At 44.8% G+C, this 20,018-nt stretch carries 17 protein-coding genes; 10 read left to right on the top strand and 7 right to left on the bottom strand.

Annotated elements, in window-relative coordinates:
- A partial coding sequence (locus tag L1D15_RS09550) for an IS4 family transposase (protein ID WP_239875426.1) occupies positions 1–1,185 on the top strand: 1,185 nt, incomplete at its 5' end.
- A 180-nt stretch (positions 1,186–1,365) separates the two neighbouring features.
- On the opposite strand, the gene L1D15_RS09545 is transcribed toward L1D15_RS09550, so the two are convergent.
- Both L1D15_RS09545 and queD read right to left on the bottom strand, forming a co-directional pair.
- Positions 1,366–2,520 carry an aromatic amino acid transport family protein gene (locus L1D15_RS09545; protein ID WP_239868466.1) on the bottom strand — a complete coding sequence of 385 codons (1,155 nt, stop codon included), beginning with the start codon at positions 2,518–2,520 and terminating at the stop codon, positions 1,366–1,368.
- Positions 2,521–2,990: 470 nt separating this feature from the next.
- Positions 2,991–3,353, bottom strand: coding sequence for a 6-carboxytetrahydropterin synthase QueD (gene queD / locus L1D15_RS09540; RefSeq protein ID WP_239836593.1), 363 nt, complete (start codon positions 3,351–3,353; stop codon positions 2,991–2,993).
- Between the two features lie 291 nt (positions 3,354–3,644).
- Here queD and L1D15_RS09535 point away from each other — a divergent pair, with 291 nt between their 5' ends.
- The gene (locus tag L1D15_RS09535; RefSeq protein ID WP_239875425.1) at positions 3,645–5,258 is read left to right on the top strand and encodes a methyl-accepting chemotaxis protein; all 1,614 of its coding nucleotides are present in this window, start codon (positions 3,645–3,647) and stop codon (positions 5,256–5,258) included.
- A 182-nt stretch (positions 5,259–5,440) separates the two neighbouring features.
- The gene (asnS, locus tag L1D15_RS09530) at positions 5,441–6,841 is read left to right on the top strand and encodes an asparagine--tRNA ligase (protein ID WP_239836595.1); all 1,401 of its coding nucleotides are present in this window, start codon (positions 5,441–5,443) and stop codon (positions 6,839–6,841) included.
- Between the two features lie 84 nt (positions 6,842–6,925).
- Here asnS and L1D15_RS09525 read toward each other — a convergent pair whose 3' ends face one another.
- Both L1D15_RS09525 and L1D15_RS09520 read right to left on the bottom strand, forming a co-directional pair.
- Positions 6,926–7,132 carry a hypothetical protein gene (locus tag L1D15_RS09525; RefSeq protein WP_239836596.1) on the bottom strand — a complete coding sequence of 69 codons (207 nt, stop codon included), beginning with the start codon at positions 7,130–7,132 and terminating at the stop codon, positions 6,926–6,928.
- Between the two features lie 96 nt (positions 7,133–7,228).
- Positions 7,229–8,620 (bottom strand): PLP-dependent aminotransferase family protein, encoded by a 1,392-nt coding sequence (locus L1D15_RS09520; protein ID WP_239875424.1) that lies wholly within the window; start codon positions 8,618–8,620, stop codon positions 7,229–7,231.
- A gap of 196 nt (positions 8,621–8,816) precedes the next feature.
- Here L1D15_RS09520 and L1D15_RS09515 point away from each other — a divergent pair, with 196 nt between their 5' ends.
- From L1D15_RS09515 to L1D15_RS09505, 3 genes are all read left to right on the top strand, one after another.
- Positions 8,817–9,062, top strand: a complete 246-nt coding sequence (locus tag L1D15_RS09515) for a hypothetical protein (protein WP_239836598.1) — start codon at positions 8,817–8,819, stop codon at positions 9,060–9,062.
- Positions 9,063–9,306: 244 nt separating this feature from the next.
- A complete protein-coding gene (locus L1D15_RS09510) occupies positions 9,307–10,812 on the top strand; it encodes an HD domain-containing phosphohydrolase (protein ID WP_239875423.1) in 1,506 nt (501 codons plus the stop codon).
- A gap of 209 nt (positions 10,813–11,021) precedes the next feature.
- Positions 11,022–12,212: an amino acid aminotransferase gene (locus L1D15_RS09505; RefSeq protein ID WP_239875422.1), complete on the top strand. Its 1,191-nt coding sequence runs from the start codon at positions 11,022–11,024 to the stop codon at positions 12,210–12,212.
- A gap of 50 nt (positions 12,213–12,262) precedes the next feature.
- Here L1D15_RS09505 and L1D15_RS09500 read toward each other — a convergent pair whose 3' ends face one another.
- From L1D15_RS09500 to L1D15_RS09490, 3 genes are all read right to left on the bottom strand, one after another.
- A complete protein-coding gene (locus L1D15_RS09500; protein ID WP_239836601.1) occupies positions 12,263–12,892 on the bottom strand; it encodes a transporter in 630 nt (209 codons plus the stop codon).
- 167 nt (positions 12,893–13,059) lie between these two features.
- On the bottom strand, positions 13,060–13,437 hold the full coding sequence (locus tag L1D15_RS09495; protein WP_239875421.1) for a transporter: 378 nt from the start codon (positions 13,435–13,437) through the stop codon (positions 13,060–13,062).
- Positions 13,438–13,660: 223 nt separating this feature from the next.
- A complete protein-coding gene (locus tag L1D15_RS09490) occupies positions 13,661–16,006 on the bottom strand; it encodes a DEAD/DEAH box helicase (protein ID WP_239875437.1) in 2,346 nt (781 codons plus the stop codon).
- A gap of 142 nt (positions 16,007–16,148) precedes the next feature.
- Between L1D15_RS09490 and L1D15_RS09485 the strand changes: the two genes are divergently transcribed.
- From L1D15_RS09485 to L1D15_RS09470, 4 genes are all read left to right on the top strand, one after another.
- Positions 16,149–17,837, top strand: coding sequence for an NAD-dependent malic enzyme (locus tag L1D15_RS09485; protein WP_239868450.1), 1,689 nt, complete (start codon positions 16,149–16,151; stop codon positions 17,835–17,837).
- Positions 17,838–17,881: 44 nt separating this feature from the next.
- Positions 17,882–18,211 carry a DUF3392 domain-containing protein gene (locus L1D15_RS09480; protein ID WP_239836604.1) on the top strand — a complete coding sequence of 110 codons (330 nt, stop codon included), beginning with the start codon at positions 17,882–17,884 and terminating at the stop codon, positions 18,209–18,211.
- Entirely contained in the window at positions 18,211–18,948 is a 738-nt protein-coding gene (locus tag L1D15_RS09475) for an ElyC/SanA/YdcF family protein (protein ID WP_239875420.1), read from the top strand. Before L1D15_RS09480 ends, L1D15_RS09475 begins: the two co-directional genes overlap by 1 nt.
- A 174-nt stretch (positions 18,949–19,122) precedes the next feature.
- Complete coding sequence (locus L1D15_RS09470) at positions 19,123–19,947, top strand: DUF2797 domain-containing protein (protein WP_239868442.1); 825 nt, start codon at positions 19,123–19,125, stop codon at positions 19,945–19,947.
- The last annotated feature ends 71 nt before the right edge of the window (positions 19,948–20,018 follow it).

Here is a 20,018-nt window from a genome sequence, read left to right as displayed (position 1 = left end):
AGCGATATGGTGTTGTGGCTGATTGTGGGTATGGCTTTTTTCCGCAATGAACCCATTGCCGAAGTCGCTCGAAGAATGAACGTCTGTGCTGACGGTTTGGCTGATGAAGAGCTATTGGCAAAGAGCGCCTTAACCCAAGCAAGACAACGCTTAGGCAAAGCAGCACCCGAATGGCTGTTTAAGCAATGTGGGAAAACGTGGGGACTTGAGCGATACCCTGATGATACATGGCAAGGCTTACAAGTTTTTGCTGTCGATGGCGCTCTTTTTAGAACGGCTGACACACCAGAATTGAGGGAACATTTTGGYTCTGGAAATACGTCTAGCAACAGACAAACACCTCATCCAGTATTGAGAGTTGTGACTATGATGAATGTTCGCTCTCATGTCATCGTTGATGCGGCGATAAGCCCGTATCGCCGAGGTGAAATTCCTCTAGCGATGCCTTTCATCAACGCTCTACCAGACAACTCAGTGACGTTACTGGATAAAGGTTTTTATGGTGCAGATTTACTCCTTTCTCTGCAAAACAGTGGAATAAATAGACACTGGCTTCTCCCTGCAAGGAAAGGAGTCAAATATACTCTACTGGATGATAAAGAAAGCAGTGACATGCTTGTGGAGATGAAGGTCTCACCGCAAGCTCGTAAAAAGAATCCTCGTCTTCCAGAAAARTGGACAGTCAGAGCCGTCAGTTATGAGGTTCAAGGTAAATCCAAAACGGTGTTTACCTCGCTTCCTAGAGAGCAGTATGACGCTCAATCTGTGGCAGAGCTTTATCATGAAAGATGGGAAATCGAATTAGGTTATCGTGACATCAAGAGCTCAATGCAACACAACGCTTTAGTGTTGAGAAGCAAAACAGTCGARCTCGTCTATCAAGAGCTGTGGGGGTTATTACTTGGTTATAACTTGGTGAGACGAGRRGCTAGTCAAGCTGCCGTTGARCACGGACGCTTACCTAATGAAATCAGCTTTAAGTACGCTTGCCAATTTATMGCCAGCCAGCTCAAAATGATGAGTAAAGCGGTGTCTTTAGGTAACACGCCGAAACGCTTAAAGAGCCTTCGAGGAGATTTATCTATCCTCTTTATAGACAAACGCCCTAAGCCAAATCGGCCTAGGGCGGTAAAAATATCAAAGACCCGATACCCTGTTAATCGCTACGCAGCTCCTCTTAAGTGAACTACGTTGCNCGAAACGCTTAAAGAGCCTTCGAGGAGATTTATCTATCCTCTTTATAGACAAACGCCCTAAGCCAAATCGGCCTAGGGCGGTAAAAATATCAAAGACCCGATACCCTGTTAATCGCTACGCAGCTCCTCTTAAGTGAACTACGTTGCGGTATTTCACCGGGCTTTTTCATTAAATAACCTGTGAGACCAGCAAGAAACTACCAAACAACAAAGAGAACATCAGCATTATAGCGCCTCCCTCAGCGGTGTATCGCGTCGTTGCGGTATTTGCCAATCTGACTTTATACACCATCGCCAGTGGCACAAATACAGCCAGAAACACCAAAATGATACCGGCGTAACTCAGTACCGCCAAAAACTTATCAGCGGCCAATAGTGCACCGACAAGAGGCAAGATAAACGTCATCACATATGTCACTACGCGATTTTGTCCGAACATATCGCGGTTTTGGTTAAACAGAGACATCGCCACACCAAAAAATGACGTCAAAAGTGCAAGCCCAGTGAATACAGATAATATCGTACCGATCCAAGGTGAATGATATTCAAACGCAATAATAAGTTCTGAGACATTAGAGAACTCGCCTAATTGCTCTGGTTGTAAGTTACCCACAACCGCAAACAGCCAGCACAAGTAACAGATCAAAGGAATCACAGAACCAATAATCACCATGTTTCGCAATTGCTGATCTGTCGCTTCATGGTTGTAGGAAACAAGAGAAGGAATAACAACCATAAAGCCAAAGCTGGTAAACAGAACCGCACTAGTCTTGATCAACGCAACTTGATCATGATTCATCACCTGCATCAGATTCGTTAGGCGAAAATCCGGTAGCAGGAGTATTAAACTTAAACCCAAGCTGGCAATCATAATGAAAAACAGCGTGCGGTTGAGCTTGTCAATGACACCTGTACCGCAAGCGATAACCGCGCCAGCAATAAGCGTGAAGAGGATCTGAGTTTGGCTTGCAGAAAGCTCAATGCCAATCGCACGAGTCAGCTGACCGACAAGATCAGCAGCACCAAGAATATAAGCCATTAATAGACAAATTAGCAGAGCGTATAGAAGCAAGTTTGTCACTAATTGCCCTACTTTTCCTAACGTTTGGCGAGCCACTGAGTTAAGACCAAGGCCACCGCCTGCCTTTAACGTCGCTTCAAGCAACAACAAAGCCGCATATGTGGTGCCGAAGCAAATAAAAACCATTAGTAAGGCTCCATACCACAAACCAAATTGTGCCAGAACCATAGGAATTGCGAGCATACCAGCACCGAGCGCGGTACCAGAAATAATCAGGGAACTACCAAGAAGTTTAGTATTCATATTTTCGTATCTATTTTGAAAGTGAAAAGATTGAGATGTGCGCGTGCCTAGCGCGAGGACTAACAATCAAAAACAATACGAATAGCGAGCTTTAAAGAAGAAAACGCGTTGAAAAGAATGACGTAGAGAGGAAACGTTGTTGAACGCTTGAAAGGCAAGAGAAAAGGTAACAGCAGTGTGTGGCGAACCTTCCGTAGGTTCGATGATCGGTGTGGTAATTTTGAAGATCATTTAGGTGTCCGATATTATGAGACAATCCCTTGAAAAAAAGCAGCAATCCTTCCGCTGCCTGCCCTTCAACATGAAGGGACTCGTCATCTTAATCATTGACAGCGGGATTGCAATGTCTTCAATAAAGAAATTTCGCTATTCACCTACTGGTACATTCATAGGCGGGTATTCATAGCGGATCTCATGACGATCAAAAAAGCGAAGCTTTGAGCTTCGCTTTTCACAATTTATATCGTCGCTTAATTGCCGGTGTAAATACAACCCGCAGTACAGGTTTCTTTGATTTCGACTTTGCTTAATAGTGGCAAAGTTGGTTTAAGTTTCTGCCAAATCCATTTCGCCAACACTTCACTGGTCGGGTTTTCTAAACCTTCAATGTCATTGAGGTAATAGTGATCAAGTTGATCATAGATAGGTTTAAACGCAGCTTTAATTTCTGCAAAGTCAACAACCCACCCAGTGTGTGGATCGACTTCACCTTCTACGTAAAGACGAACTAAGAAAGAGTGGCCATGCAATCTACCGCACTTATGGCCTTCCGGCACGTTAGGAAGGTGGTGCGCCGCTTCAAACATAAACTCTTTGTATAATTCAGTTTTCATTTTGGATCTCGGGCATTACAAAAGACACGCAATACTAAGGAAATAGTATAGTAGTGACAAGGTTCACCCCGCGATTAATAGAATTATTTATAAGAGCCTAGTTCTTCGACCTTTGTAGCACGTCGAAAAAATGTCGTCGCGTCAAAGATTTGGTTACATCAGTTCCACATCACATTTACATAAACCACACATTGTGTATGGTCACAATAAATCTCTCTATCGATTGAGTGAATATGCATATAAGTCATTATATTTGACGTCTATTCCAATTCTAACAATTAAGCATTTGAAATGAGTTCAACCATTACTACCAAATTGCTGGCAACCCTCGTCACGGTTTTCTCTCTGGTACTCGCTTCCTCCACCGCGTATCAGTACTGGCAACAGAAAGAGCTAATGAATTCCGTTCTTAGCGAGCAGTTACATGATAAAGCCAGTAACTACTTTGACAGCCTCAATATGATGATGCTAACAGGCACTATGGCGCAAAAAGAAACTCTACGACAAAAAGCTCTTGCTCAAGACGGCATTGAGCAAGTCAAAGTACTCCGTGCTGAGGCTGTCAGTAAACTTTATGGCCCAGGCCAGCCAAGTCAGGCACCTGAAGACGAGATTGACCAAAGAGCTCTAAAGGGTGAACTGGTCATTGAACCGATTTCTGCCGAGTGGGGTAAAGGTTTAGTTGTCGCCTTACCGATGAAGGCAAGCGAAAACTATCGCGGAACAAACTGTGTCTCTTGTCACATGGCACCAGAAGGAGAAGTGCTCGGCGCGATTCGATTAGAATACAACTTATCTCACGTCAATAGCATGATCAGTCAGCGAACCATTATCGCCGTGACCATTATGGCAACCTTCGGCTTTATCGGCTTTTTGTTGACCCTGTTCTTGATCCGTAAATTCATTGTTCGCCCGATTCAAAAGACATCGCGCTACATGCAGAGCGTGAGTGAAAGTAAAGATTTATCCAAACGAATTAAACACGAGAACAAAGATGAGATTGGCCAGCTCTCTGTAGCAATCAATTCGTTTATGGACACGGTAAGCCATAGCTTGGAAAAAGTTCAGGAAACCTCACACTACCTAAACAGTTCAGCGGCAGGGCTTACCGACGTCGCTCAAGTGACCGATCAAGCCGCACATAATCAGCAAAACGAGACATCAGACGTTCAAGCCAACATCGAACAAATGCAATCTCAGCAAGTTCAGGTAGAACAGGCTACCAATGATGCTTCCAACTTGATCAAACATACCACCAGCATTGCTGAGCAAAGCGCTGGACAAGCGCACAGCGCCAGTACTGAAATCAAGAGTCTGGTAACCGATATAGAGCAAGTAAAAGTCAATATTGTCGAGCTCAACGATCAGACGGCTGAAGTATCCACCATTTTAGAAGTGATAAAGGGTATTGCAGAGCAAACCAATCTACTGGCACTCAATGCCGCTATTGAAGCCGCTCGCGCAGGCGAACAGGGCCGTGGCTTCGCCGTGGTCGCGGATGAGGTGCGCCAACTTGCCAGCCGAACATCCGACGCGACTGGAAGCATCGAAAACATTATCTCGCAATTCCAGAAAGACAGCCAAGCTTCTCTGGCTTCCGTTGATACTGTATGCGAGACCGCTCATGAACGCTCCAATGAGATTGAAGCGCTGTCTGTAGCAATGTCTGATGTGGTAAGCGAAATGCAACAGGCACTCGCTCATGCGCAGAGTATTCAGCATCAAACCAGCAATACCACTCAGATTAGCCAACAAGTCCAACGTAAGGTCGAAATTATTACACAACACGCAGATAACACATCACAATCCGCTGCGAAAACACGTGATATCAGCATGAACCTAGAGCAACTTTCAGAACATTTGGAGTCTTTAATCAACCAGTTTACGCTTTCGCGGAAGAATTAAGTCGATTTGGACATTTTTTGCGCCACTATTCGCGAATAAAGGTTGAAGCCTAAGATTTGAAAGGTAATATGTTCCATTGAATAGATGAAATTCAGTCCAACCCAATGTTTGCTCACTTTTTATTCGGTGAGTCCACAAAAAACATTGGGTTGATTTTTTACTCAATGGAGAATATTTACAACATGACTTACGCGCCTGTATCAGACGTATTGAACGGTAAGCTAGCAGTTGACAGTGAAGTCACTGTCCGCGGCTGGATCCGTTCGCGTCGTGATTCCAAAGCTGGAATCTCTTTCCTTGCCATCTACGACGGCTCTTGTTTCGACCCGATTCAGGCCGTGGTCCCTAATAATCTAAATAATTACAACGATGAAGTCCTAAAGTTAACAACAGGCTGCTCTGTTGAAGTAACAGGCACTATCGTTGAATCTCCTGCGAAAGGTCAGGATTTTGAGCTTGCAGCGACAGATGTAAAAGTCGTTGGCTGGGTTGAAGATGCTGAGACTTACCCAATGGCGAAAACTCGCCACTCAATTGAATACCTACGTGAAGTGGCACACCTTCGTCCACGTACGAACGTTATTGGTGCAGTCGCACGTGTACGCAACTGCTTATCTCAAGCAATTCACCGTTTCTACCACGAGCAAGGTTACTTCTGGGTATCTGCGCCACTTATTACCGCTTCTGATGCAGAAGGTGCGGGTGAAATGTTCCGTGTCTCTACGCTAGACATGGAAAACCTACCGCGCACAGAAGAAGGCAAAGTGGACTACAACGAAGACTTCTTTGGTAAAGAGACGTTCCTAACGGTATCTGGCCAGCTTAACGGCGAAGCTTACGCTTGTGCACTAAGCAAAGTTTACACGTTCGGCCCTACGTTCCGCGCAGAAAACTCAAACACCAGCCGCCATCTAGCGGAATTCTGGATGGTTGAACCTGAAGTTGCTTTCGCTGATCTTGAAGATATCGCGAAACTGTCGGAAGACATGCTGAAGTACGTATTTAAAGCAGTACTAGAAGAGCGTCGTGATGACCTTGAGTTCTTTGCACAACGCATCGACAAAGAAGCGATTACTCGCCTAGAGAAATTTGTTGAGTCTGATTTCGCTCAGGTTGATTACACTGATGCAATCCAGATTCTTCTAGACTCTGGCCGTGACTTCGAATTCCCAGTTGAATGGGGTATCGATATGTCTTCAGAGCACGAGCGTTACCTAGCGGAAGAACACTTCAAAGCACCGGTAATCGTTAAGAACTACCCGAAAGACATCAAAGCCTTCTACATGCGCCTAAACGAAGATGGCAAAACAGTAGCAGCAATGGATGTACTTGCACCGGGCATTGGTGAAATCATCGGCGGTTCTCAGCGTGAAGAGCGTCTGGACGTTCTAGACGCCCGCATGCGCGATATCGGTATCGACCCAGAGCACATGGATTGGTACCGTGACCTTCGTCGCTACGGTACAGTACCTCACTCAGGTTTCGGTCTCGGCTTTGAGCGTCTGGTTTCTTACGTAACTGGTATGGGTAACGTACGTGACGTCATCCCATTCCCACGTACACCGCGCTCAGCTAACTTCTAAACAAGAAGTGAAATAAATATCAAAAAGCCTCCTTGGAGGCTTTTTAAATGAATAAACCTCCAATATGGAGGTTTATTTTTGCACTTAAGACTGTTCTGCTTTCGAGGCATATTTAATACCAAACAGGCAAAGTCCAAACATCACAAACGGAATGGCGGCTGCAGTGTATTCCGTCCACACCAAATCAGCAAAAGACTTAGCAAGAATCAGGTGACCAAAAATCAATAAGAATGCGCTGAATATCGCGATGGCAATCAGTCGAAATTCATGCTTATAGCGTTGTTTTTCCATACTTTCCTCGCTAACTGTTTATATTTCTGGTGTATTTCATCACAGACCTCGTCAGTCAGCGCAGTACAGTTGAAGCGAAAAATAGCCAAACAGTAGCTAATCAGTGATCACCTTAGCAATTCCAATAATGGTCTGTTCCAACTCACTTGTCATCGGATAGGACGCGTTCAAACGCACACAGTTCTGAAACTTTTCCCTTGAACTGAATAGTCCGCCATAAGCAATGGTAATTCCTTGCTTTTGCAACCTTTGGTACAACTGGTAAGTATCGACGTCCTCATTCAATTCTAGCCAAACAAAGTAACCGCCACTGGGCCGGCTGACCTTCGTTCCTTTGGGAAAATAACGCTCCACAACATTAATAAAAGCATGCTGTCTTGCTGCCAATTCCTTACGCAGTTTTCTTAGGTGATTATCTAAGCTTTCATACTGGAGATAATGCGCGATCCCCTCCTGAACAGGTACGCTACCGGATAACGTTGAAACCAGCTGTAGCTTTTGTAAACGCTCGTTGTACTGACCATTAACTACCCACCCGACCCGATAACCGGGGCATAAGGATTTGGATAAAGAACCACAGAGCAGCACCCTATCTTCTTGGTCCCAGTATTTAAGCGGCATCGGTTTGTGAACACCAAAATAGAGTTCGGAATAGACATCATCTTCGACGATGGCGATCTGATGTTGGTTCGCCAATTCAATGACCTTTTGCCTGTTAGCGGACGATATGCTCGCTCCGGTCGGATTGTGGAAGTTTGGCATCAACCAGCACGCCGTCACCTTATGTTTTTTAAGCGCTCGCTCAAACTTCTCCAAACATAACCCAGTTTCAGGATGAACAGGGACTTCAATAGCTTTCAGGTTTAATCGCTCAATTGCCTGAATGGCGCCATAGAACGCTGGGGCTTCAACGATGACAGTATCACCTGGCTGTGTTACCACCTGTAGCCCTAGATTCAGCGCTTCCATTGCGCCTGAAGTAATGACGATATCTGTATGAGAAACTGTTATTCCTTGCTTGAGGTAACGCTGCGCGATTTGACGACGCAGTGCCTCATTACCAGGCGGCATGTTATCAAACACACTGTTGAGCGGCATTTTTCGACCCGCACTCGCCAGGTGACGATTCAGTGATTGAAGAGGAAATAATTGAGGGTCAGGAAAAGCCGAACCGAGCGCAATATCAGCTTTACTATTACTTTGTAAGAACTCATACAGCTTATCGTTAAATTCAGGTGCAACGACTTTGCTTTCTGGCTCAGGAGTTGGAACCCGTTCCATGATCGAGGTAACGAAATAACCTGACTGTGGTTTGGCGAGTAACCATCCTTGAGATTCAAGAAGTTGATACGCCTGAAGGACAGTTGAAGCGCTGACTGAGCAGTTACGACTGGTCATCCTGACTGAAGGCACTTTCTCTCCGGCTCGCCAGACACCATTCTCAATTTGTACCTTAAGCTGTTCAGCTAACTGTTGATAGCGATTCATACTTCCCTCACCTTTTCATTCAGGTGACAAAAGATAACACACATTTGATTCACACTGGCTTAAGCTAATTAAAACAAATTCGTTAATTTTTAACGCATTCCGTTTGTTGATGATAATCACATTAAATATTTACTTCTCTGTTACATTTAATCACGTATTAGTGATCAAACTAACCTTAACGTAAGGATTGATGATAATGAAGAAATACGATGAGTCGCATATCGAATATAAAGGTGAAAGCAACGGCGTTCATAGCTGGATAGCTCCACATGGTCAGCCGTACTATTGGCACCCAGATTGGCTACACATTGCCGAAGACGCAACAGGTTCACACCCCAAAAAAGATATTGATATCGAGCAAGGTGAAAAACCGACCCAAAAACACGCACTAAAAGCGATTATTTCGCATGTGAATGACTGGGCAGCGAAAAAGCTTAAATAATCGAAGCTAATAGCAAGTGCACTAAACAACAGCAGAGCCACATATCCGAGCGCGGTTATGTGGCTTTCTTCTGAGTAGCGAGATGGCATTAGATATCCCTAAATTGGTATTACCACTACTACTAAAGTTGCAAAAATCTATCTAAACTCGAAATGAAACGATACTATCGCGGGTCATTTATACAGGATAGATATGAAACTTAATCCAAACAGATTAATTTCAACGCAAAAATAAGGGCTAGAAGATGGTTAACTCAAACTACAACGCGCCTCTCACACTAAAGCTGTATGCTATTGCAGCGATGGTTTTCGGCACTTATGGAGGTCGAGTCTGTCCTTTTCTTGAAACACTGACAACAAAAGAGATTTTGTTTCATGTTGGAGTCACCTTTGGCTCACTATTCTTAATCCGACATTTTTTGCTCAACAGCCACTCTCTCCTTGCCGAACAACGTCAAGCAAGGCTTGATGCCACTCTATTCTTCATGGGTAGTGTTCCTCTGGCCCTGTTCTATAACACTCAATACGACTTCGCTCTCGATAGCAACCTTAAAGTCTTGTTCGGTATGACTCTCTTCGGGTTCTTTACGGGTTTAATTCTCCAACTCATTTCTAAGATCAAACAGTTCGAGCACTTGAGTCAGGAAGAACAATATCAGTTCGAACTTAGTGGTGAACGTCAATCAATGGTCAAGCAAATGATCATGATGATCTGTATGTTACTCGTGACTCTTACCACTATGTTAACGATGGTTGCGGTGAAAGATATATTCTGGTTACAACACAACCCAGAACGTGTCCTAGATGGCAGTGGCACTATCAGTATCATTAAAGAGTTTATTTACCTGTCATTGGTTCTTGGCGCGTACGTCGTCACAATTCTTGTGCTTTGGACCAAATTAATGCGCAAAGTTTTGCTCACTCAAGAGTGTTCATTGCTGGAAGTTACGCAAGGCAATATTGCCAAGCGCTTGCCTATTTTTGAGCATAATGAATTAGGTTCGATGGCCTCACTCACCAATAAAATGCTCGATAGCCTGCAGGCAAGTCAGGATGAAGTAAAGACGACGCGTGATGTCGCAATTGTATCCCTCTCCGCACTTGCCGAATCACGGGATAATGAAACAGGCGCCCATATTCTGCGTACGCAAGAATACATCCGTGCGCTGGCCAATTATTTAAGTCAGTTTGATAAGTACAAAGCACTTCTGACTCCAAACTATATAGAATTGTTGTACAAATCGGCACCGTTACACGATGTGGGTAAAGTGGGTATTCCAGACAATATTTTGCTCAAGCCCGGTAAACTCACAGATGAAGAGTTTACCACCATGAAACGTCACCCAGAAATTGGTGCAAAAGCATTGTCGATTGCAGAAAAGCACTTAGGCAGCAACTCTTTCTTACGTCTTGCTAAAGAAATCGCACTTACCCACCATGAAAAGTGGGACGGCGCAGGCTACCCTAAAGGCTTGAAAGGTGATCAAATCCCACTCTCAGGCCGTTTGATGGCACTTGCCGATGTTTATGATGCTCTCATCTCTGAGCGCGTTTACAAGAAAGCCTTCAGCCACGAAAAAGCCAAATCAATAATCCTAGAAGGAAAAGGCAGTCACTTCGATCCTGAGTTAGTTGATGCGTTTCTCACCATAGAGCAAGAATTTGTCGATATTGCAGATAAATACCGTAGTTTAGAAGCGGAAGAGAATGCGATGGCTTTGGAAGAACTTCAAGCCAGTGCGTCCGCTTAAATTTCTTCCAGCGACTTCACATTGATTTACAAAGTTCAACCACTTTTGACCTGCTTTTTATTGGCAAAATGCAGGTTAGGCAATGAGCGCTAACAAAATGTGCTTATTTTATAATTTTCTTACTGGTTGATGTTGTCTCAGCGCGCGCAGATAAGGTATAAATAACCGAAATACTTATATCCTCCCTTCGATTAACATGGATGACAATTATGTTTGAAAAAGTAGTAGCTGCACCTGCCGATCCTATCCTTGGACTGACGGAAGAGTTTAAAAAAGACTCTCGCGCAAACAAAATTAACCTCGGCGTTGGTATCTACAAAAATGAACAAGGTGAAACACCTGTTCTTGCGACCGTAAAGAAAGCCGAAGCCGCACTGATTGAAAGTGAAAAAACCAAATCATACCTGACCATCGAAGGGACTGCAGAGTATGGTCTAGCGGTACAAAAACTGCTATTTGGTGATGACTCGAACATTGTAACTCACAAGCTGGCAAAGACAGCACAGGCGCCGGGCGGTACAGGTGCTCTGCGTGTCGCAGGTGAATTCATCAAGCGTCAGCTTGGCAATGTAAAGATCTGGATCAGCAACCCTACTTGGGCCAACCACAACAGTGTATTCACCGCCGCTGGGATCGAAACTGCACAGTACAGCTACTACAATGCTGAGACAAAAGATAAAGATTTTGCGGCAATGCTCGCTGACCTTGAAAAAGCGTCTGAAGGTGACATCGTCCTTCTTCACGGCTGTTGCCATAACCCAACAGGTATTGATCCTACAGTTGAAGAGTGGGAAACATTAGCGAAACTGGTCGCGGACAAAAAACTTCTGCCTCTATTCGATTTTGCTTATCAAGGTTTTGCTAAAGGCGTTGAAGAAGATGCCGCTGGTTTACGTGTCTTCACTAAGTACAACAAGGAGATCTTAGTCGCGAGTTCGTTCTCAAAAAACTTTGGTCTTTACAATGAGCGTGTTGGTGCGTTTACCTTAGTTGCAGAATCAGAGCAGACGGCAAATACAGCATTCTCTCAGGTGAAAGCCATCATTCGCTCTATCTACTCTAACCCACCAGCACACGGTAGCGCAGTTGTGACGCACATTCTTAACAATGCTGAACTGCGCAATGAGTGGGAAGCGGAAGTAAAAGAAATGCGTGACCGCATTCAAGACATGCGCGAGCTGTTTGTCACGACTCTAAAAGAGCAAGGCGTTGACGCTGACTTTAGCTTCATTGAGCGTCAAAATGGTATGTTCTCCTTCTCTGGCCTTTCCAAAGATCAAGTGGCTCGCCTTAAAGATGAGTTCGGAATCTACATCGTGGGTTCAGGCCGTATCAGCGTAGCCGGTATGACTCGCTCAAATATGCTGCCACTGTGTAAAGCCATTGCAGCGGTTTTGTAAGCCTATTCTCTAATAGAAAGAGCCATCTGGCTCTTTCTATTACTACTGCCCTAAAGTAAATATCGTAGACTCACGCCACCTTCGTTAGTCGTTGTCGAGCCGTTATTGCGATGAGTATAAAAACCTCCAAGCATTAGCTTAGGTGAGATTTGATAATCGCCACGCATATTAAAGATATCTTCATCCAAGATATCACTTCGCCTTACTCCTCCAGTGACTGACAGTTCCCAAAGTTTGCTCAATTCATATTTAAGGGTTATATCGCCACCCCACATGAATTTACTGTCACTCGAGATTTTCTCATCTGTAACGTCATTCGTTTGAGTTGACCATATAAAGCCTGCTTTAGCACCTGCGACCAAGTCCCATTTATCCTCTAGCGAATACCTGAACGCTGCACCAGGCAGTAATGTGTAACGCTCAGTAGTGGTATCTTTCGGATGGATAAACCTCGCTTCATAATCCAGTGTCGCGAGAAACTGATCATCAAGAAGCATATTGCCACCGACGGCCAAAGAGGTCACATTGCTGTTGACCCCTAAATTCTCATCCAACGAGCCTGCACTCAAGTCTGCGTACAGAAAGTTATAATTAAGGTCGTGGGCCGTGTTTTGTCCAAAAGCGGATAAAGATGTAACCAAGAATATAGGAGCAAGCAGATAAGGCAGTTTTACTTCCATGAATACCTCTCTTAATACAGACAAATAAAGCCAGTCTATGGGAAAGAACGCATCCTCTATAATGAGAGATGGGCATCGTTCTGGATTAGAAAGTATAGAACAAGTTAACGCAAGTTATTGAGAGATATATAGGATTCTCTGAAGAGAATAAGGCCCGATACAGGGCCTTAAAGTGTAATGAACAGTTCGTCCTGCTGATCGCTTTCGATAGAGGTATTTGAGCGAGTTTCCAGGCTTTCAATTTGTTCTTGCTCTAGCTCATAGGGCATAACCACCTTGAGCTCTTCAATACCTTCACTGCGAGCAATCTGCATCAGTATGAGAATATTGGCCTCATCACTACGACTTGCTGAGAGCGATTTCATCGCTTGATCCCACAAGCGGTCTTCGGCTGAGATTGCTTCTTTGATTGAACTTTTCCAGACAAGGCTGAAAATAGGGGCGAACGTACTCATCGCTTCTAGGAAAGTCCACTTTTTGCTGCACGATGCGCCAAGAAAAGAAGTATAGTCGAAAACAACACTAGTCTTGCCCTGATGTTCCATATCAACCTCCTCTGGTAGGCAACACAGTGTTCTCAATATCCTCTATCCTTAGTCATATAGCAATAGGATATAAAACAATCGTCTTTTATACCCATTTTTTCGAGAAAAAAGCTATATCAAAACCAACCCAATAACAAAAGATGTACAAAATCGAGACATACACAATCTGTTGCGTAATATTTTAGAGACCAAATTTATCCCTACGGTTTGGATAATTATTCCCCTATCTAATATCTACGATTCGGCTCGCTTTCTTGTATTGAACTCGCCAACCGGACCATCGCGGCAGTTCCCAACGTTTTGGGTCTCCCTTTCTCAATCCAGATTTATACACCACATACACCAGCTTCTTCTTCGGGTGATATTCAACACTTAGTTGTAAATCACCAATGAAAAGCTCAAATGGGTAAGTCGCTGCAAAATCTTCGTATTCCCAATAAGGTATTCCATCAAAAGGAAAATCGTCAGCGCTGAACATTTCCAGCTCCGAGGCATCTGTCAGTTCTAATGCTTCGAGTTGTTCTATAAACCAAGTATCAAAAGTGAGTGGTTCATAGTATGCCTGAGAAAGCATTTTATCTAGCGCTTGATAGAGTTTCCAATGTTCGATCTCCTGATGACGCTGTTTCGCAAAACCGGGCAGTAATTCCTCACGTTTTACCGCTTCAAGCAGTGGCTTGATCGCAAACTCTCCCTCAGCTTGCGTTTTCTTTGAAGCCACCTTACGTCCTGCATAAATCAAATTGAGCTCGACATGAGGGATATCATCAACATTCACTACATCGCCTTCCACCCACTCTCCGACTCCAAGTGCTTCAAACAGTGCAAGATTGACTGGCATAGCTACGGTTGCGAGGTTTAAAGTCTGCTTAACGCCTCGTCCTGGTAGGCTGTGAGTATCCAACACCAGCGCTGCATCGACATTACTGGGTAGCCGACTCGCTCGTCCTAGTATGACTTCCATATGTCCGTTGCCCAATGCCTCTTTGCGCTTTTCCCGTCTAACGAACAAAAGCTCAGGATGCAAAGCAGCGATGGCCTCTACCAATTCATGGTGTGCATAGCGAGATGCCACGCCAAGTTGCGGCAATTCGAACACCACTCGCATCTGTTCAGACAAAGCTTTGGCTTCTTTCAGAACATCCGATTCAACGTTCACTCCCGGTAGACGTTCACCTCGCAAAGTCCGAATCGCGACCTCAGCATCACAACCCAATGGCTCTTCTTTATCGAGTTGCTCTAACGCTTCTGTATTTGACGACAATCGATACAAAGCCGCGGGGGTAGCGAGAACCGACGTAAGATCCACCATAGCTTCCTGCAATTTTCGGGTTGGCATACGCGTCACCAGATCCGCATACAGAGCGTCTATAGGTAAAGGGTATATTCGTTGACCATGAGATGTAGCAAGGCCGGAGTCGTCAATCGTCCCCATGTTTTTCAATATGGTCATCGCCTGCTCAAATGACTTGTCAGGCAGTGGTTCCAAGAAATTTATATCCGCCAATGATTGACCACAACAGGCCGATGCCAGCATTGCTTCAGTCAATGTTTCACGATGAAGCTCTGGCGGTGTCACATCCGCTAAAGCGGCATGCTCACCATATAAACGAATACACACGCCATCCATAACTCGACCTGCGCGGCCACTGCGCTGCCTAGCGCTGGCTTTAGAAATATGCTTCAAGCTCAGCGTGGTCTTACCGTTTCTCTGTTCCGTACGGCGCTCTAAGCCGGAATCAATCACCGCCACGACATTAGGTATCGTCAGTGAGGTTTCCGCCACGTTAGTCGCAAGCACGACTTTCTTTAGGCTTTGTTGGTTTAAGGCAATTTCTCTTTGCTGTTCAGTAACTGAGGCATGCAGTGGAACCACAATCACATCATTTATGTGTGACAGCGCACCTTGACACTGAGCTATCTCTTTTCGTCCGGGCAAAAAAACCAGAATATCGCCATCAACATCGAGTAGAGCCTCTACCTCAGTTTTGACTTTTTGTTCCAAGTTTCGGCCATCGGGCAACTGACGAGAGTCACCCGCTCTATGGGCAACTGCAACTTCAAAATTACGTCCTTTGGCCTGCAATCTTTCAGCACCCACATAGCGGGCAAGTTTCTCACCTTCGATTGTCGCTGAAGTAATAACCAAACGGTGCTGGTCGAGTTTTCTTAGCAGAGCAACCAGCAAATCGGTATCCCAACGACGCTCATGAAACTCATCAATAATAATCGTTTGATAGCCACTCAACCGATTTTCTGAATACCAACGCAGTGCAACTCCGGGGGTGACAAAGACGATTTGTGTCTCTTCATCACATCGGTTTTCAAGTTTGATTGAGTAACCAACTGATCGACCAAGTGGCTCCTTTTTTTGTTCCGCAAGAAACTGCGCTAGCGAGGTACAAGCGATACGTCTCGGTTCAATCACCAGCACTCTCCCCTTCTCTGCTGACCAAAGCGGTAATCGGGTTGATTTGCCCGAGCCAGTTTCGGCTTCTACTATCATATGGTGAGTAGAAAGCAGGTTCAGAAAGTCGGGTTTGAGAATATCTATAGGTAGGCTGGACATCGTTAGCATCGAGATCGTGGAAAAGGCGGAAAGTATATAACTAATCTGTGCCAGAATGCATGAATATTCGGTTTACAATATGGTCACTAATCCCTATCATTTTCTGGTTCCCGTTCCTTAAGACCCTACGACAAGGCAAGTGATGAATAACGATAAACGCCCTTTATATATCCCTTTCGCTGGTCCAGCGCTTCTTAGTACGCCTCTTCTCAATAAAGGCAGCGCATTCTCAGCAGAAGAAAGAGCTTCTTTCAATCTCGAAGGTTTGTTACCAGAAACAACTGAAACCATTCAGGAACAAGTGGAACGTGCTTACCAACAGTATCGCAACTTTGAAAGCGATATGGATAAACACATCTACCTACGTAACATTCAGGATACCAACGAAACTTTATTCTACCGCTTAGTGCAGAACCACGTTTCAGAAATGATGCCGATCATCTATACACCAACGGTAGGTGCGGCCTGTGAGAACTTTTCAAATATCTATCGTCGTGGTCGTGGTCTATTCGTCTCTTATGCAAACCGTGACCGCATTGATGATCTTCTTAACAACGCCTCAAACCATAACGTAAAAGTGATTGTTGTTACCGATGGTGAGCGTATTCTTGGCTTAGGTGATCAGGGCATCGGTGGTATGGGTATCCCTATCGGTAAACTTGCACTGTACACCGCCTGTGGTGGTATCAGCCCAGCTTACACACTACCTATTGTACTGGATGTTGGTACGAATAACCCTCAGCGTCTTGCTGACCCAATGTATATGGGCTGGCGTCATCCACGTATCACTGGCTCTGAATACGATGCATTCGTCGAAGAGTTTATTCAAGCGGTGCAGCGTCGCTGGCCAGATGCGTTGATTCAATTTGAAGATTTCGCACAGAAAAATGCAATGCCTTTGCTTGAACGTTACAAAGATCGCATCTGTTGTTTCAATGATGATATTCAAGGTACGGCTGCTGTCACTGTTGGCTCTCTACTGGCAGCTTGTCAGGCAGCGGGCACGCAGCTTTCTGAACAGCGCGTGACGTTCCTTGGTGCAGGCTCTGCGGGCTGTGGTATTGCAGAAGCTATCATCGCTCAAATGGTATCGGAAGGGATTTCTGACGAGCAAGCGCGTTCACAAGTTTACATGGTGGATCGTTGGGGCCTACTACAGGAAGGCATGCCAAACCTACTTGATTTCCAACAGCGTCTGGTACAAAAGCACAGTAACACCGGCGACTGGGAAGCGGAAGGCAATGGCTACTCACTACTCGACGTTATGCGCAATGCCAAGCCTACCGTTCTGATTGGAGTTTCTGGTGCTCCAGGTTTGTTCAGCGAAGAAGTGATCAAAGAGATGCACAAACACTGTTCTCGCCCAATTGTATTCCCTCTGTCAAACCCAACCAGTCGAGTTGAAGCAACGCCTCATGACATTATTCGCTGGACTAACGGTGAGGCTCTCGTTGCCACTGGCAGCCCATTTGACCCAGTCGTACACGATGGTAAAACTTACCCAATTGCACAATGTAATAACAGCTACATCTTCCCGGGTATCGGCTTAGGCGTACTTGCTGTACAAGCAAAGCGTGTTACTGACGAAATGCTCATGGAATCCAGCCGTGCTCTCGCTACGTGTTCTCCGCTGGCGATTAATGGTCAAGGTGCGCTGCTGCCTCCTCTCGAAGCTATCCACTCAGTGTCGAAGAAGATTGCTTTCGCAGTAGCAAAGAAAGCGATTGCACAGGGCGTAGCGCTTGAAATTACTGACGAGGCACTAGAAGAAGCGATTGAAAATCACTTCTGGCAACCGGTTTACCGTCGTTACAAGCGTACTTCATTCTAATTACTATATTGACTCAGCCCCTACTAATAGGGGCTTTTTTGTTTATGATGATTTTTGAATTCCTTTCCCCAGCGGGAAAATATCTCTTACCTTATCTAACTGAAATTTCAACAGCGCTGATCGCTTGTTTTCTTGTGATGGCTGGTGGCGAAGTCAACACTTTGCTCAGAAGAACGCTGCGAAACCACAACTTTGTACTCAGAACCGTCGTATTTGTCTTGATTAACGCCTTTGGTTACGGCTTAATCATTGTTAAAGCCACCCCTTACCTCGCTCGGACATTACGTGATATGGACGCTGGCATCATGTTTTCTATTGTTATTGTCAGCTTTATATTAATTGGTTCATGGGCACAACGGAATCGACAAATTTAGTGCGAAGACTCTTTCACAGACCAAAACCCTCTGATCATTATTTAGCCTACGCGCTAAAGGGGCTTCGCTGTATCCCTCTCTTGCTGATCTGCGCGGCTATCTCTCTCTTTTTGATAGACCGCTGGGTCTCCTATCAGACCAAAGATCAGCTCTATACTAGTTCAGAGCAAGTCGGTAATTTTGATGTCGCCGTCGTCTTGGGGACCAGTAAGTATCTTGGAAAAATCCTTAACGATTACTATACCAATCGCATTAGTGCAGCGATCGAGCTATACCAAAGTGAGAAAGTCGATAACTTCCTGTTAAGCGGCGACAATGCCCACCGGTCTTATAATGAACCTTGGACAATGAAGCGTGATTTGCTCAAAGCGGAAGTGCCTGAGAATCATATATACCTTGATTACGCAGGCTTTCGTACTCTTGACTCTGTGGTTCGAGCAAAGGAAATTTTTGATACCGATAATTTTTTGATCATCACTCAGAAGTTTCATTGCGAGCGAGCGCTATTTATTGCCAACTTCCATAATATCAATGCCAAATGTTTTGCGGTTCCCGGCCCTTCGGCACATTCTGGTTATCAGATCCGATTACGAGAAGTGTTTGCCAGAGCCAAAGCCGTATTGGATCTTTACATCACACGAGCCAAGCCCAAATTCTTGGGGCCAAAAGAACCGATTCATCCCAGCGAAGCAGAGCCACTAAATATTGAAGACAGCGTAGTTGAAGGCACCGAATAGCCTATCGAAACGGGCTGACTTCACCCCCAACTATATCGTTTATCTTCATAAAGCCACATCAGCCAAGTAGCAATATGGTCGATAACGATTCTCTGCTACACTAACCGCTGAGTTAAACAGCTCAAATACAACATTTACCCATATAAGAGCTGTCAATATAAAATGAGTAATGTCATGTCTTTAATCGCAAAAGGTACGCTAAGTAAGATGCGTGCTTCTTTAGATGGTGAAGTACACTATCATCTTCCAGTCGGTGATGAACTCGTCGACCTTCAGCCTTTCATAGGCCAGAAAATAACTCTAAACCATACCGGTAACATCTTTTGTTGCTCTTGTGGTAAGAAAACCAAAAAAAGCTACTCACAGGGCCACTGTTTCGTGTGCATGAAAAAGCTCGCGAGCTGCGATATGTGCATTATGAAACCGGAAACGTGTCACTATGATCAAGGCACATGTCGCGAGCCGCAATGGGGCGAAGATAACTGCATGGTTGACCATTTCGTCTATCTTTCGAATACATCAAGCCTCAAAGTCGGAATTACTCGCCATACACAGATCCCGACACGTTGGATTGATCAAGGTGCCACCCAAGGCCTTCCAATATTCAAAGTGAAAACTCGCCATATCTCAGGCCTGATTGAAATTGAGTTGGCAAAACACATTGCAGATAAAACCAACTGGCGAACTTTGCTCAAAGAAAATGGCGAGCCAATGCCACTTGAAGAGAAGTTTGCAGAGCTATTGCCGTTGGTTGAGGACAAAATCGCTGAGATAAAACATCAGTTCGGTGATGATGCGATTGAGATACTCAACGCTGATATCACGTCCATCAGCTACCCTGTTTTGCAGCACCCGACAAAAATCACATCGCATAACTTTGATAAGAACCCTGAAGTGGCAGGCACTTTACAGGGTATTAAAGGTCAATATATGATTTTTGATACTGGTGTGATTAATATCCGCAAGTTCACGTCTTACGAAGTTGAAGTCAGCGTATAACACCTGGCCCATTAACTCCTATTAAAAAAGCCCTTTCATTAAAAATGAAAGGGCTTTTTGTAACAAGGCGA

Source organism: Vibrio sp. Isolate25, assembly GCF_022398025.1.
Lineage (GTDB): Bacteria > Pseudomonadota > Gammaproteobacteria > Enterobacterales > Vibrionaceae > Vibrio > Vibrio coralliilyticus_A.
This window is presented reverse-complemented; position numbering and strand designations above follow the sequence as displayed.